Source organism: Anaerotignum lactatifermentans (genome assembly GCF_016902535.1).
GTDB lineage: Bacteria > Bacillota > Clostridia > Lachnospirales > Anaerotignaceae > Anaerotignum > Anaerotignum lactatifermentans_A.
Genome location: NZ_JACSNY010000017.1, coordinates 1 through 14,033 on the forward strand (window position 1 = coordinate 1; position 14,033 = coordinate 14,033).

Sequence of the window (14,033 nt, forward strand, 5' to 3'; positions counted from 1 at the left end):
AGGAGGGAGCCGCCGAAGGTGAAGCCAGTGACTGGGGTGAAGTCGTAACAAGGTAGCCGTATCGGAAGGTGCGGCTGGATCACCTCCTTTCTATGGAGTATAGGTTGAGTTCATCACTATTCTATTTTGAGTGTTCATGGCGCAGGATTTATCAGCGAAAAATGATTCCGGATAAGGAGTATTTTTTCTTCCTAGCGGAAGAAAAACCATTCCATCATTTTTCATTCGTTTCCTCGCGCATTGCAAAGCAATCGCAGGGTCGGAAACTCATAAACGAAAAATGATTCCAAGTAAATAAGGTATGTTTTTTCTTCCTAACGGAAGAAAAACCGTTCCGTTATTTTTCATAAAATCCCTTGTGCATTGCAAAGCAATTGCATGGGCGGGATTTTATAAACGAAAAATGATTCCGAATAAGGAGTATTTTTTCTTCCTAGCGGAAGAAAAACCATTCCATCATTTTTCATTCGTTTCCTCGCGCATTGCAAAGCAATTGCAGGGTCGGAAACTCATAAACGAAAAATGATTCCGAATAAGGAGTATTTTTTCTTCCTAGCGGAAGAAAAACCATTCCATCATTTTTCATTCGTTTCCTCGTGCATTGCAAAGCAATCGCAGGGTCGGAAACTCATAAACGAAAAATGATTCCATTATATGGGTGGATTCCCGAGTGGCCAAAGGGGGCAGACTGTAAATCTGTTGCGATAGCTTCGAAGGTTCGAATCCTTCTCCGCCCAGTTTTTAAGACAAGCAGAAATGCTTGTCTTTTTTGTTTTGCAGGAGACTTTTCCACAGGAGAAGTCTCTTTTTTGTGGATAAACTGCTCTATCCACAGTCTTTTCCACAGAGGTGTTTCTTTTATCCACAGGAATTTTTCCTTTTCCACAGAAACAGAGCATATATCCACACAATATCCCCAAAAACAGATTGACATACCTAGATGTACAAGGTATAATATACCTAGAGAATCTAAGTATAAAAAGGAGGGATAGCATGGCAATTGATAAAGGCTTGATCGGTGGAAGTACGGTATTGATGCTGCTGTCTTTGCTGGCAGAAAAGGACTGCTACGGCTACGAGATCATCAAGGAAATCAGCGAGCGGAGCCAGAATGTGTTCCAGTTCAAGGAAGGCACACTCTATCCTGTACTCCATCGCATGGAAAACAATGGTCTGGTGAAGTCCTACCGTTCCAAAACGGAAAGCGGCAAGGAACGGAAGTATTACCGCATCACCGGAAAAGGCAAGGAACAGCTGGCAGAGGAGAAAAAGGACTGGAACGCCTTCTGCGGCTCCGTGGAACGCGTCCTAAGGGGGAGTAGTTATGCGGGAGAGATGGGAACAATATTTGAATGAGGTGGTATCCCATGTCCGCTTTCCGTTTGAGCGGGGGAAGATCCGGCAGGAGATAGCGGACCATATAGAGGATCTGTACGAGGATCTGTGCTCCCAGGAGATGGAGGAGGAGCAGGCGGCACAGCTGGCGCTGGAATGGATGGGAGACAGCGAGGAAGTAGGGAAGGCTCTGGATCGGGAGCATCATCCCGTATTGGGCTGGACATGGCTGGTACTGGGGGTTGTGTGTGTCCTGCTGGTTCTGAAAACGGTGTTTGGCATAGTGGATACGGGATGGGGCATCCTCCGAGGGTATCGAGAGGAATTGGAGCCTGCTTCTGAAAGTGCCGTAGTCTATACGATCTATCCTGAGATAGAGAAGCAGCTGTATCACGATAAGCTGATGATTGACAAGATTGTTTATTATGAGGACGGCACTTTGGCAGTAGATTATGCCACATGGCACAATCCGCTGGAAAGAGGGAATTATTGGACGCTGTCCATTCACATGGATGCTTTGGCAGACGGTGAAAAGTACCATCTTGGAGGCGGCGGTTACAAAAACGGCGGATATTACGGAAAAGGGCAGATGCGCCTGCAAGAGGTGCCGGCCGATGCGGATACACTGCTGATTTATGCCGAGGCCGCATCTATGATGGATGGGATGCCTCTGGAGATCTCTCTGACGGAAGGACGGGTGACGGCGAAATGAGAAGAGGAAGACAAACCATTATTTTTTTACTGCTCATCGTCCTTTGCGCCGGGATTTCCTTTTGGCGGCAGGGACTGTATTTTACAGAAGAAGGCGCTTTTCATAGTGTGGAAACAGGTCTGCGCTACGGCCCTTCGGAGGAAATTTTGCTGACCTATGACAGAGAGGACGGCAGTGAGATTATCGTAGGGCGCTGGATGGATGGGCTTTCGGTGGTGCCGGTGGAACGGTATCTGGGCGTGTTCTGGCGGATGCCAAGAGGCACAGTGGTAGAAGGCTATCAAAGTATGCGCTATGACGTGGATGGATTGGTCACAGCGGAAAATTGGATTTTAGGACTGTCACGGCTGCCGGAGGTAACGGAGGTAGATTGTCTGGTAGTGGTATATGACGAAGAAGAACGCAAAGAGGTGATTGCCGCGGATGTGACGATTCCGGTAAACGAAAATGGATTTTTCTGTCAGAAACTGGATCTGGAAGTTGTTGCGTCCACAGACTACGGTTATTCTATCAGCTATCTGGAAGGAAGAACCGCGGATGGAGATGTGGCATTCCGCCATGGAACAGACGAAAGTGGAAACTTTTTCCAAGGCACAGGAGATCGTTTTTCGGAAGTGCGAATCGGCGGAGAAAACGAGACCTGGGTGAGAGTGCAGTAGGAGAAGAGAAACGGAGGAAACGTCATGGAAAGAGAACATTTTGAAAAATACATAAAGGATGTGACTTCCCATGTGCGTTTCCGCTTTGACCGCCGGGGCATTGCCGAGGAACTGCGGGAGCATATGGAGGATTTATACGAGGATCTGCTGTCACAGGGTATCGAAGCGGAACAGGCGGAAGAGCTGGCTCTGGAATGGATGGGAGACAGCGAGGAAGTGGGGAAGGCCTTAGACGCGGAGCACAACCCGGTTCTGGGCTGGATCTGGCTGTTTTGCCGGAGGGCATTGATCCTGATCTTTCTGTTTTTCGGGATACCGGCGCTCTTTGGCGTGAGCTGCACGGCGCTGATGACAGGATATGACGCCGTGGATACCTTTTTTACGGAGTTGTATGCGGAGAATGACGTGGTATATACAGTAGACGTGGATCAAAAGGTGAAAATTGACGATACAGTTTTTTCTGTGAAAAATCTGAAATACCATGAGGACGGCACGATGGAGATTCGGTATTTGTCTTATCGAAGCCCTTTTTGGAGAGGAATGTATAACAGCAGATTTTCTCTCTATGACTGTGAGATCAATAATGGGGCGGAATACGTGAAGGAAGTGGATGACTGGACCGAGGATACCTATCATGTGCAAGGGCTGTATTGGGATATCAGCGCCTATCTGGAGGATTTTCCCGAGGATTCCCAATGGCTGAATATTATCTATGAAAACGGGGAGCGCAGCTTTACCATGGAGATTCCTCTGACACAGAAGGAGGGAGAGGAATGAAAAGAAAAAAACAGATTGTACTGTATCTCCTTCTGATGGCAGTCTGTGTATGGGGGTATCTGTGGCTCCATGATCTGAAATTATCAGCGGAGGCATATTTCCGGGCCAGTGAAAGAATGGACCATGTGGGGCCATGTGAGGAGATTTTGGCGGAATTGGACTGTGGAGATGGAAAATACCTTATGCTGGGCAGAGACGGAGAGAATCTTTATTACTGCATGATGGAGCGCCGCAGAGGAATTTTCTGGACGGGCGCCGGAAGGGAATATTTCACCCGGTCTTATCTGGAGGAGTACGACCAGAAGATCATGGCGAGATATTACTGGACCCATGACTTTCTTTTTGGTATCTGCACAGAGGACGGCGTTGCGGAAGTTTCCTTCCGGCTGGAGGATGGAGAAGAGAATCTTTTGATGGAAGGCACGCTGCCGGTGAGAGAGGACGGTATTTTCTTTGGCGGCAATATCCACGGAACTGTCTCGGAAGAAGCGGTCTATCCGGCGACTTTGATCGCTACGGATAAGGATGGGAATATTGTGGCGGAATATTGAAGAAAACTTCTGTGACAGCCATGTGTTTAAAATCAAATCAGCATCGCCGGAATTCTTTGTGCGCGGCAGGATTCCGGCGGTTTTGCGTTCTTTTGGAGCGGCCGGCAAGGGGAATTTTCCCGCGGGGAAGAAAAGGAAGATAAAAAAATTGAAAAAAAGTGTTGACAAAAGAATCTCTCTTTGGTATTATAAACAAGCCGTCAAACGACGACAGGATAAGCCCGAGTGGCGGAATTGGCAGACGCACAGGACTTAAAATCCTGCGAGGTAAAACTCGTACCGGTTCGATCCCGGTCTCGGGCAGCTTCCTTTTGATGGTGGAAATCTGTATATGCCCAGATAGCTCAGTTGGTAGAGCAGAGGACTGAAAATCCTCGTGTCACTGGTTCGATTCCGGTTCTGGGCACTTTGTGCGCGAGTGGCTCAGTGGTAGAGCATCGCCTTGCCAAGGCGAGGGTCGCGAGTTCGAATCTCGTCTCGCGCTTTCGGAGAGTATCTTCGGATACTCTCCCGGATTTCCAAAAAATAAAACTTGACAGGAGAAAAGAACTTTGATAGAATATTTCTTGTCAGCAAATATGCGCGAGTGGCTCAGTGGTAGAGCATCGCCTTGCCAAGGCGAGGGTCGCGAGTTCGAATCTCGTCTCGCGCTTTGAGAGAGTATCTTCGGATACTCTCTTTTTTGCATATGCGAAAAAAGACGGAGAAAAACATGGCTGCTGCCGTAAAGAAGTCTGTTCCCTGAAAGGGAAAGTGTGATAAAATAAAAACAGTGGAATCATGAACGAAAAAGGAGGGGACTTTATGGAGAAAAGAAGAATGGAAAATATCGGTGCGGAGCCTTCCATGCTGGGCTTTGGCTGTATGCGTTTCTCTACCCTGCCCGATGGGAAGATTAACGAGGCGGAAGCGGAAAAAATGCTGGATTATGCTCTGGCCCATGGGGTGACCTATATTGATACAGCGTATTTTTATCATGATGGCGCCAGCGAGCCTTTTGTAGGGCGGGTGCTGGAGAAATATGACAGGGATTCTTTTTATCTGGCGACAAAAATGCCGACCTGGATTTTAAAAGACGCCGAGGACGCCAAACGGGTATTTCAGGATCAGCTGAATCGTCTTAGAACGGATCACATTGATTTTTATCTGCTCCATACCATGGACCGGAAGAAATGGCAGGGCGTATTGGATCTGGGCATTCTGCCGGTGCTGGAGGAGCTGAAAAAAGAGGGAAAGATCCGTTATCTGGGCTTTTCCTTCCATGATGAATATGAGGTCTTTGAGGAGATCCTTACCTATCGGAAATGGGATTTCTGCCAGATCCAGCTGAATTATATGGACACAGAGGAGCAGGCCGGTATCAAGGGCTATCAGTTGGCGGAAAAACTGGGGGTTCCTATGGTTATCATGGAGCCGGTACGAGGCGGCGCTCTGGCGGGATTTTCGCCGGAAATGAACCAGCGGTTTTATGATCTGGATGAAAAGGCGTCTGTGGCTTCCTACGCGCTGCGGTTCGTGGGCAGTTTGCCCAATGTCAAGGTGATCCTCAGCGGCATGACTACCATGGAGCAGGTGGAGGACAACATCCGCACATTTTCTCCCTTCCGGCCGTTGAACGAGGCGGAGCGGGAGGTTATCGAAACGACAGCGGCGGAATTAAAGGCGCGGATACAGAATGGCTGCACCGGCTGCCGGTACTGTATGCCCTGTCCCCACGGCGTGGATATTCCCAAGAGTTTTAAGATCTGGAATACCTATCATACGTACCGGAAATACGAAAGTGTGCGTTTCCCCTGGGAAGGCATGGAAGAAGAAAAGAAACCCAAAAACTGCGTAGAATGCGGCAAATGTGAGGCGGCTTGTCCCCAGAAGATTTCGATTCGGGCGGATCTGAAACGGGTGCAGGCGGACCTGGACGGCAGAATCTGGGATCAATAAAGGAGAGAGAAAATTGGAGGCATTGGAAAGGGCTAAGGCCGCGCTGGAGAAAGAGGGAGTGACCTTCTCTCTGGCGGGGGCAAAAGGAGAGAGCTGCTGCTCCGCAAAGAAGGGCATCGCGCCCATGATGGAGCTTCTGGCGGAAGATGCGCAGCTGCTGCGGGGAGCGGCTGTGGCGGACCGCGTCATTGGAAAGGCGGCGGCTTTTCTGATGGTTTATGGCGGTGTTCTGGCCGTTTACGGAGAAGTAATGAGTGAACACGCCGCCAAAGTACTGGAGGCGGCGGGAATGGATTTTTCCTATGGCAAACTGGTCCCCTATATCATCAACCGGAACAAAGACGGGATGTGTCCTATGGAGCAGGCAGTTCTCGGCGAAACAGAGCCGGAACGGGCCTATGCTGTTCTGCGGCGCAAAACAGAGGAGGGACGTTAGGATGGTCATTGGCAGCTGTATCGCCGTGTTTCGGGCGGAATGGGTCGGCAGTCTCAAGGAAAAGCGGATGGTTGTCAAAAGTCTGACGGAAAAGACGAGACATAAATTCAATGTTTCCGTGGCGGAAGTGGATACCCAGGACACTCATCAGATCTGTACCATAGGCTTTGCCTGTGTCAGCAACGAAAGCCGCCACGCGGACAGTATGGTGGGAAATATTCTGGATTTTATGGAAAAAAATACAGAAGCGGAGCTGATCTCTGCACAAACAGAGCTGATTTCTTTGTAAATTGGCGAAAAGAACGGTTTTTTTTCCGTTTAATAGTAGATTTTCAAAAAACGGTGTGTTATAATATGCTTTGATTGTGCGGTTTTCAAGGACCGCAGATACAGCTGCGGCGCAGAAATAAGCCGCGGCATACGAAATTTTAAGGAGGAGCTTCATATCATGAACGCAACATTGATCAGCAAAGAAAAAACAGAAGTAAAATTTTCTTTTGAAGTAAGCCCGGAAGTGCTGGAAACAGGTCTGGCTTTTGCTTACAACAAGAACAAAAACCAGATTGCCCTTCCCGGTTTCAGAAAAGGGAAAGTGCCCAGAAAACTTATCGAAGCACAGTATGGCGAAAACTTCTTCTATGAAGACGCCATCAACCATATTTTCCCCGACGAATACATGGCAGCTATCAAAGAGCTGGGTCTGGACGTTGTATCCGCTCCCACGCTGGACGTGGAATACATCGACAAGGCAAAGGGTGTTAAATTCCTGATCGACGTAACTGTAAAACCCGAAGTTACTCTGGGCCAGTATAAAGGTTTGAGCGTAGAAAAGGTGGACGCAGAAGTAAAAGATGAGGATGTTATGGCAGAACTGGAAAGAGTACAGAAACAGAATGCCAGAAACGTGGAAGTAACAGACAGACCTGCACAGATGGGCGACGTTGTTAAAATCGACTATGAAGGCAGCGTAGACGGCGTTCCTTTCGACGGCGGCAAAGCAGAGGACTATTCTCTGGAACTGGGTTCCCATTCCTTCATTGAAGGCTTTGAGGATCAGGTAGCAGGCCACTCCATCGGTGAAAACTTCGATATCAACGTAACTTTCCCCGAAGCATATCACGCACCCGAACTGGCAGGCAAGCCCGCAGTATTCGCAATCTCCCTGAAAGGCATCACAGCAAAGGAACTGCCTGAACTGAACGACGCTTTTGCAGAAGATGTTTCCGAATTCTCCACACTGGATGAATATAAAGCAGACATTCTGGCTAAACTGGCAAAAGAAAAGACAGAAAGAGCAAAACAGCTGCAGGGTGACAAGCTGCTGGACGCTGCTGTTGCAAACTGCACCATGGAAGTACCTCAGGTAATGTACGATAACAAGATCAACAGCATGATGAAGGAATTTGAACAGAATATCATGCAGCAGGGTCTGAGCATGGATATCTACTATCAGTACATGGGCACAACAGAAGAAGCCATGAGAGAAAACTTCAAAGACACCAGCATGAAGAGCGTTGACGCTAGACTGATGCTGGAACAGATCGCGAAGGAAGAAAATCTGACCATCTCTCAGGAAGATCTGGACGCAGAAGTTGTAAAATACGGCGAAAGCTACGGCATCGACGGCAAGACTATGCTGGAAATGATGAGAGAAGAAGACAAAGAAGCACTGAAACAGGATATGCTGGTAAGAGCCGCTATGAAGCTCATCGAAGACACAGCAGTTCTGACAGAACCCGAAAAGTAAGATCGGCAGAAATATCTGCATTGGAAAGAGACAGGCACAGGAAATCTGTGCCTGTTTCATAAATTGAATAAAAAAAGGAGGGATTCAGATGAGTTTGGTACCTATGGTCGTGGAACAGACCAATCGTGGAGAACGTTCCTATGATATTTATTCCAGATTGCTGAAAGACAGAATCATTTTCCTGGGGGAAGAAGTAAATGACGTAACAGCCAGCCTGGTGGTGGCACAGCTGCTGTTTTTGGCTGCGGAGGACCCGGATAAGGATATCAACCTGTATATCAACAGCCCCGGCGGCTCCGTAACGGCGGGCATGGCGATTTATGATACCATGCAGTATATCCGTCCCGATGTTTCCACCATCTGCATTGGCATGGCAGCCAGCATGGGCGCCTTCCTGCTGGCAGGCGGCGCAAAAGGCAAACGCTACGCTCTGCCCAACGCGGAAGTGATGATCCACCAGCCCAGCGGCGGCGCCAGAGGGCAGGCAACGGATATCCAGATCCAGGCGGAAAATATTCTGCGGATCAAAAAGAAAATGAACGAGATCCTGGCGGAAAATACTGGCAGAACCGTAGAGGAAGTTGCCAGAGACACCGAACGGGATAACTTCATGACGGCGGAAGAAGCCAAAGCCTACGGCCTGATCGATGAGGTCATTACAAAGCCCCAGACAAAGGAGTGAGAACGGCATGGCCGGTAAAAATGATGAAACAAACAAGCTGCGTTGTTCCTTCTGCGGAAAAACGCAGGATCAGGTAAAAAAACTGATCGCGGGACCTAATGTATATATTTGTGACGAGTGTATCGACCTTTGCTCCGATATTCTGGACGAGGAATACGAAACACTGGCCAGAGAGGACGAGGTATTTAAGGTGCCGAAGCCCAAGGAGATCAAGGCCACACTGGATCAGTATGTCATTGGGCAGGACAGAGCGAAACAGGCTCTGGCCGTTGCGGTCTACAACCACTATAAACGCATTTATATGGATGCGAAGACAGAGTCTGTGGAACTGCAGAAGAGCAATATCCTGCTGGTAGGACCTACCGGCACCGGCAAGACCCTGCTGGCACAGACACTGGCGAAGGTATTGAATGTTCCCTTTGCCATCGCTGACGCTACCTCTTTGACAGAGGCCGGCTATGTAGGTGAGGACGTAGAGAATATCCTGCTGAAGCTGATTCAGGCAGCGGATTATGATGTGGAACGCGCGGAGCGCGGCATCATTTATATTGATGAAATCGACAAGATCACCAAGAAAAGCGAAAACGTATCTATCACCAGAGACGTCAGCGGCGAAGGCGTACAGCAGGCGCTGCTGAAGATTCTGGAGGGGACTGTGGCAAGTGTGCCTCCTCAGGGCGGCAGAAAGCACCCCCATCAGGAATTTATCCAGATTGATACCACCAATATCCTTTTTATCTGCGGCGGTGCCTTTGGCGGCATCGAAAAGATTATCCAGAATCGTATGGGCCATAAGGTCATCGGCTTTGGCGCGGAGGTTCACAAGAAGGTGGATAAGAGCAACGATGAGCTGCTTCAGAGCATGATGCCTCAGGATCTGCTGAAATACGGCCTGATCCCGGAATTTATCGGGCGTCTGCCTGTGGTTGTGACACTGGATAATCTGGATGAGGAAGCCTTCATCCATATCCTGACAGAGCCGAAAAACGCTTTGACAAAGCAGTATGAATATCTCTTTGAGCTGGATGACGTAATGCTGGAGTTCCGGGAGGACGCTTTGCGGGCCATTGCCCACAAGGCTATGGAACGGGAGACCGGCGCCAGAGGTCTGCGCTCTATTGTAGAGGAATTCATCAATCCTGTGATGTACGAGATCCCCACACAGACCAATGTGGAAAAATGTATTATCACAAAAGATGTCGTGGAAAATAAGGCGGAGCCGGAATATGTTTACAATGAAAACAGAAAGCCCCTGCACCGTCTGCGTCAGAAAAAACAGAATTCTGGCGCCAGCGCATCCTGATAAATAAATGACAAAATATGGAACAGAGGGAACACCGTAAAAAGGGGACCCTCTGTTTTTTTTTAATTTTCGGGGGAGTCGAAAACGGATTGTATACAAGGGCTGGAGCGGTGGTACGCCGGTGGCGGATATTTGCGTTTCATAGAAAGAAAATTGAAAAAACAAGGGAAAAAATCAAAAAAATGTGAAAAAAATCTCAAAATCCTATTGACGTTGGAAAAGCCCGGGGATATAATAAACTCGTACATGAGAGAGGGACAATTAAGAACGATTGTCCGTGTTATAAAAACAAACAGGAGTGATTATTTATGTTGACAATGGAAATGCTGCAGGACGCAAAAAAGGTACTGGACGGCGTAGCTAGAAAGACACCCGTATTCCAGTCCACATACATCAACCCCGAAGCTGATGTATACATCAAATGTGAAAACATGCAGGTAACTGGTTCCTTCAAACTGAGAGGCGCTTACTTCAAAACAGCTAGCCTGACAGATGAAGAAGCAAAAAAAGGCGTTATCGCTTGCTCCGCTGGTAACCACGCACAGGGCGTAGCACTGGCTGCTCAGAAAAAAGGTATCCCCGCTGTAATCTGCATGCCTGAATCCGCACCCATGGCTAAAGTAGAAGCTACAAAGAGCTATGGCGCAGAAGTAGTTCTGGTTCCCGGCGTATATGATGACGCTGCTGCAAAGGCAACTCAGCTGCAGCAGGAAAAAGGCTACACATTCCTGCATCCTTTCAACGATGAATATGTAATGGCAGGCCAGGGTACAGTTGGTCTGGAAATCATGGAACAGGTAAAAGACGCAGAAGTTGTTCTGTGCCCCATCGGCGGCGGCGGCCTGATCAGCGGCGTTGCTTTCGCTGTAAAACAGATCAACCCTAACTGCAAAGTATATGGTGTACAGGCAGCAGGCGCTCCTTCCATGCTGAACGCTCTGAACGTTGGTACAACAGCTGCTCTGCCTTCCGTAAGCACAATGGCTGACGGTATCGCAGTAAAACAGCCCGGCGACCTGACATTCGCTATGTGCCAGAAATATGTTGACGGCGTTGTAACAGTAACAGAAGACGAAATCGCTTCCGCAATCCTGAAACTGATCGAAAAACACAAAATGGTAGCAGAAGGCGCTGGCGCAGTTTCCGTAGCAGCTGCTATGTACAACAAAGTAGACATCAAAGGCAAAAAAGCAGTTTGCATCATCTCCGGCGGTAACGTTGACGTAAACGTTCTGGACCGTATCATTGACAAGGCTCTGCAGGCAAACGGCAGAATCACAAAACTGTCTGTAATGGTTATGGATAAACCCGGCCAGCTGACACAGCTGCTGACAGCAATCGCTGAAACAGGCGCAAACATCTTCACAGTAAACCACGATCGTATGGTACAGGATATCGCGGTAAGCACATGTATCGTAGACATCGTTGCTGAAACAAGAAATCAGGAACACAGCGATGAAATGATCGCTGCCATCAAAGCAAAAGGCTTTGAAGTACTGTAATTCTCATTGACAACATTCGCTCTTACAGGAACATTCCTCTTTTGAGGAATGTTCTTTTTTTGCCAAAAACTCCTTGTTCAGAGAAAGGGAAGAGGATATAATGAAGCATAAGCCTTGTCTGAGAGGACGAAGGGAAAAGAACGAAGAAAAAGAGATGGGGGAGAAGGAAGAATGGAGAAGGAAGGAAGCAAAGAGAAGGGGATTCTGCTGACACTGGCCGGCGGTATTTGCTGGGGGATCTCCGGATGCTTTGGGCAGTATCTTTTTCAGCAGAAGGACGTGACTTCCAACTGGCTGGTTTCTGTGCGGCTGCTGGTGGCTGGGATTTTGCTGCTGGCCATCGGCAGATGGCGTATGGGGAAAGATTTGAATGCTTTTTTTCATGACAGGAAGGACCTTCGGAAGGTGCTGATTTTTTCTGTCTTTGGGATGCTGTTCTGTCAGTATTTCTATTTTTCCGCCGTGGAATATTCCAACGCGGGAACAGCTACGGTGCTGCAATCTTTAGCGCCCTTTGTTATATTGGCCATTGTATGTATCCGCGGGCTGCGGCTGCCCAAAGGAAGGGAGGTCATTGCGGTATTTGCGGCGGTCAGCGGTGTGTTTTTGCTGAGTACTCATGGAAATATCCACAATATGATGCTGACAGAGCAGGCACTGTTTTTTGGTCTGGCTTCCGCCGCCGGTGCGGCGGCTTATAATTTGCTGTCGGCGGAGATGCTGAGCAAATACGGCGTGTATCCCGTGGTGGGCTATGGTATGCTCTTTGGCGGCATCGTCCTGACCGTGATCGTATGGCCGTGGCGTTATGGCCTGATCTGGGACAGCGGGACGATCATCGCCCTGTTTGGTGTAATTGTCATAGGGACAGCGGTGGCGTTTTCTCTGTATCTGAAGGGTGTCAGCATGGTAGGCCCCTTTATGGGTAGTCTGCTGGGCATGGTGGAGCCGGTGACGGCCATTGTGGTATCGTTCCTGTTTTTGGATACCAAGTTCCAGTGGATTGATCTGGTGGGATTTGTATTGATTTTAGGCACGGTGCTGCTGATGTCACTGCGCTCTCCCGGCAGAGAAGCAACGAAAAAATCGTAAAAAAGCGTTTGGAATTTGGAAAAGGCGGTATTCTCTTTTGAGAGAAACACCGCCTTTTTATGTCTAAATCATACTTCTGATTTCAAAAAGAAGGATTTGCTGTCTTTGGCCCGCATCACAGCCAGAATGCCGTCCAGATGGTCATATTCATGCTGCAAAAGCTCGGAAAGATCTCCCTCCAAAGCCATTTGGCAGGGGGTTTTCTCTAAATCCGTGTAATGGATGATGCAGCGGCGGTGACGGGAGACCCGCACCAGCAGTTCCGGAAAGGACATGCAGTCGTCCATGACATCCATCATTTCCTCGTCGGGAAATTCCAACGAAGGATTGATGAAAACCGTAGGGGTATCAATGAACATATACAGCAGACGCAGAGGCACACCAATCTGCGGCGCGGCAATGGCCCGTCCGGCGCCGTATTTTTTGCGGAAGGCCAGCAGCGTATCGTGGAGATCTTCCACAATGGCCGGCAGGTCTTTCCAGTCCGCGTCGGTGACAGGACGGCTGGTTTCGTAAAGGGCGGGATTGCCCAGAAGCAGTATTTTTCTTTCCATAAATAAACACCTCCGTCTTTATTATACGCCGCCGTCGGGAGGCAGGACAAGCCTTCTTTTTTGTGGGGGCTTGCCCTTTTTGGCGGCCTACATTATAATGGATACAGCATGGAAAAAGGAAGGAAGTATGGAATGATCGCATATATCAAGGGAACACTGGAAGCAAAGGGAAACGGCTTCGTCATTGTGGAGAGCGGCGGGATCGGCTACCGCATTTTTATGTCGCCTACGGCATTGACCCAAATGCCCGCCTCCGGAGAGACGGTAAAGGTCTATACCTATATGAACGTCAAAGAGGACGGCATCTCTTTGTACGGGTTTTCTTCTTTGGAGGAGCAGGAGCTGTTCCTGCGGCTCATTACCGTATCCGGTGTGGGGCCCAAAGGGGCACTGGCCTTTCTTTCCCAGCTGCGTCCCCAGGAGATCATTCTGGCCATTCTTTCCGATGATGTGAAAACATTGTCCAAGGCGCCGGGCGTAGGCAGAAAGACAGCCCAGCGGGTGATTCTGGAACTGAAGGATAAATTCCAGACGGCGGAAGCAGTGGCATGGGAAATAGAAGAACAGGCGGCGCCCACTTCTGCCGGGGCGAAATTTGAGGCCATAGACGCGCTGACGGCATTGGGATACAGCCGCAGCGAGGCGGCCGGGGCCGTCAACGCTGTTGCGGCGGAGGAGATGACCACGGAAGAAATTCTGAAGGCGGCATTGAAAAAGATGGTAAGATTTTAAGATAGCAGGTGTT

15 protein-coding genes, 5 tRNA genes and 1 rRNA gene are annotated in these 14,033 nt (G+C 49.0%); 20 read left to right on the top strand and 1 reads right to left on the bottom strand.

Annotated features, from left to right (window positions below):
- The 19 genes from H9X84_RS10870 to H9X84_RS10960 all read left to right on the top strand — a co-directional run.
- Positions 1-90 (top strand): 16S ribosomal RNA (locus tag H9X84_RS10870); the annotation flags it as partial.
- A 566-nt stretch (positions 91-656) separates the two neighbouring features.
- Positions 657-737: transfer RNA gene (locus H9X84_RS10875), tRNA-Tyr, on the top strand.
- A gap of 256 nt (positions 738-993) precedes the next feature.
- Positions 994-1,356, top strand: coding sequence for a PadR family transcriptional regulator (locus H9X84_RS10880; protein WP_205134341.1), 363 nt, complete (start codon positions 994-996; stop codon positions 1,354-1,356).
- The gene (locus H9X84_RS10885) at positions 1,325-2,047 is read left to right on the top strand and encodes a permease prefix domain 1-containing protein (protein ID WP_205134342.1); all 723 of its coding nucleotides are present in this window, start codon (positions 1,325-1,327) and stop codon (positions 2,045-2,047) included. The genes H9X84_RS10880 and H9X84_RS10885 overlap by 32 nt, the downstream gene beginning before the upstream one ends.
- Positions 2,044-2,706: a hypothetical protein gene (locus H9X84_RS10890; RefSeq protein ID WP_205134343.1), complete on the top strand. Its 663-nt coding sequence runs from the start codon at positions 2,044-2,046 to the stop codon at positions 2,704-2,706. The genes H9X84_RS10885 and H9X84_RS10890 overlap by 4 nt, the downstream gene beginning before the upstream one ends.
- Positions 2,707-2,730: 24 nt before the next feature.
- Entirely contained in the window at positions 2,731-3,483 is a 753-nt protein-coding gene (locus H9X84_RS10895) for a permease prefix domain 1-containing protein (RefSeq protein ID WP_205134344.1), read from the top strand.
- Positions 3,480-4,034 carry a hypothetical protein gene (locus H9X84_RS10900; protein ID WP_205134345.1) on the top strand — a complete coding sequence of 185 codons (555 nt, stop codon included), beginning with the start codon at positions 3,480-3,482 and terminating at the stop codon, positions 4,032-4,034. The genes H9X84_RS10895 and H9X84_RS10900 overlap by 4 nt, the downstream gene beginning before the upstream one ends.
- Positions 4,035-4,253: 219 nt before the next feature.
- A tRNA-Leu gene (locus H9X84_RS10905) sits at positions 4,254-4,337 on the top strand.
- Between the two features lie 30 nt (positions 4,338-4,367).
- Positions 4,368-4,440 (top strand) — tRNA-Phe (locus H9X84_RS10910).
- Positions 4,441-4,446: 6 nt separating this feature from the next.
- Positions 4,447-4,518, top strand: a tRNA-Gly gene (locus H9X84_RS10915).
- 96 nt (positions 4,519-4,614) lie between these two features.
- Positions 4,615-4,686: transfer RNA gene (locus H9X84_RS10920), tRNA-Gly, on the top strand.
- A 152-nt stretch (positions 4,687-4,838) separates the two neighbouring features.
- Positions 4,839-5,972, top strand: coding sequence for an aldo/keto reductase (locus H9X84_RS10925; RefSeq protein WP_205134346.1), 1,134 nt, complete (start codon positions 4,839-4,841; stop codon positions 5,970-5,972).
- 13 nt (positions 5,973-5,985) lie between these two features.
- Positions 5,986-6,408 carry a DUF1893 domain-containing protein gene (locus tag H9X84_RS10930; protein WP_205134347.1) on the top strand — a complete coding sequence of 141 codons (423 nt, stop codon included), beginning with the start codon at positions 5,986-5,988 and terminating at the stop codon, positions 6,406-6,408.
- Position 6,409: 1 nt separating this feature from the next.
- On the top strand, positions 6,410-6,697 hold the full coding sequence (locus tag H9X84_RS10935) for a DUF503 domain-containing protein (protein WP_205134348.1): 288 nt from the start codon (positions 6,410-6,412) through the stop codon (positions 6,695-6,697).
- Between the two features lie 159 nt (positions 6,698-6,856).
- The gene (tig, locus tag H9X84_RS10940; RefSeq protein WP_205134349.1) at positions 6,857-8,155 is read left to right on the top strand and encodes a trigger factor; all 1,299 of its coding nucleotides are present in this window, start codon (positions 6,857-6,859) and stop codon (positions 8,153-8,155) included.
- 88 nt (positions 8,156-8,243) lie between these two features.
- On the top strand, positions 8,244-8,837 hold the full coding sequence (gene clpP / locus H9X84_RS10945; RefSeq protein ID WP_205134350.1) for an ATP-dependent Clp endopeptidase proteolytic subunit ClpP: 594 nt from the start codon (positions 8,244-8,246) through the stop codon (positions 8,835-8,837).
- Positions 8,838-8,844: 7 nt separating this feature from the next.
- The gene (clpX, locus tag H9X84_RS10950) at positions 8,845-10,140 is read left to right on the top strand and encodes an ATP-dependent Clp protease ATP-binding subunit ClpX (protein WP_205134351.1); all 1,296 of its coding nucleotides are present in this window, start codon (positions 8,845-8,847) and stop codon (positions 10,138-10,140) included.
- Between the two features lie 308 nt (positions 10,141-10,448).
- Positions 10,449-11,642: a threonine ammonia-lyase gene (ilvA, locus tag H9X84_RS10955; protein WP_205134352.1), complete on the top strand. Its 1,194-nt coding sequence runs from the start codon at positions 10,449-10,451 to the stop codon at positions 11,640-11,642.
- 171 nt (positions 11,643-11,813) lie between these two features.
- Positions 11,814-12,734 carry an EamA family transporter gene (locus H9X84_RS10960; RefSeq protein WP_243423744.1) on the top strand — a complete coding sequence of 307 codons (921 nt, stop codon included), beginning with the start codon at positions 11,814-11,816 and terminating at the stop codon, positions 12,732-12,734.
- A gap of 68 nt (positions 12,735-12,802) precedes the next feature.
- On the opposite strand, the gene H9X84_RS10965 is transcribed toward H9X84_RS10960, so the two are convergent.
- Entirely contained in the window at positions 12,803-13,288 is a 486-nt protein-coding gene (locus tag H9X84_RS10965; protein WP_205134353.1) for a peptide deformylase, read from the bottom strand.
- A 132-nt stretch (positions 13,289-13,420) separates the two neighbouring features.
- Here H9X84_RS10965 and ruvA point away from each other — a divergent pair, with 132 nt between their 5' ends.
- Positions 13,421-14,020 carry a Holliday junction branch migration protein RuvA gene (gene ruvA / locus H9X84_RS10970; RefSeq protein ID WP_205134354.1) on the top strand — a complete coding sequence of 200 codons (600 nt, stop codon included), beginning with the start codon at positions 13,421-13,423 and terminating at the stop codon, positions 14,018-14,020.
- Positions 14,021-14,033: the final 13 nt, after the last annotated feature.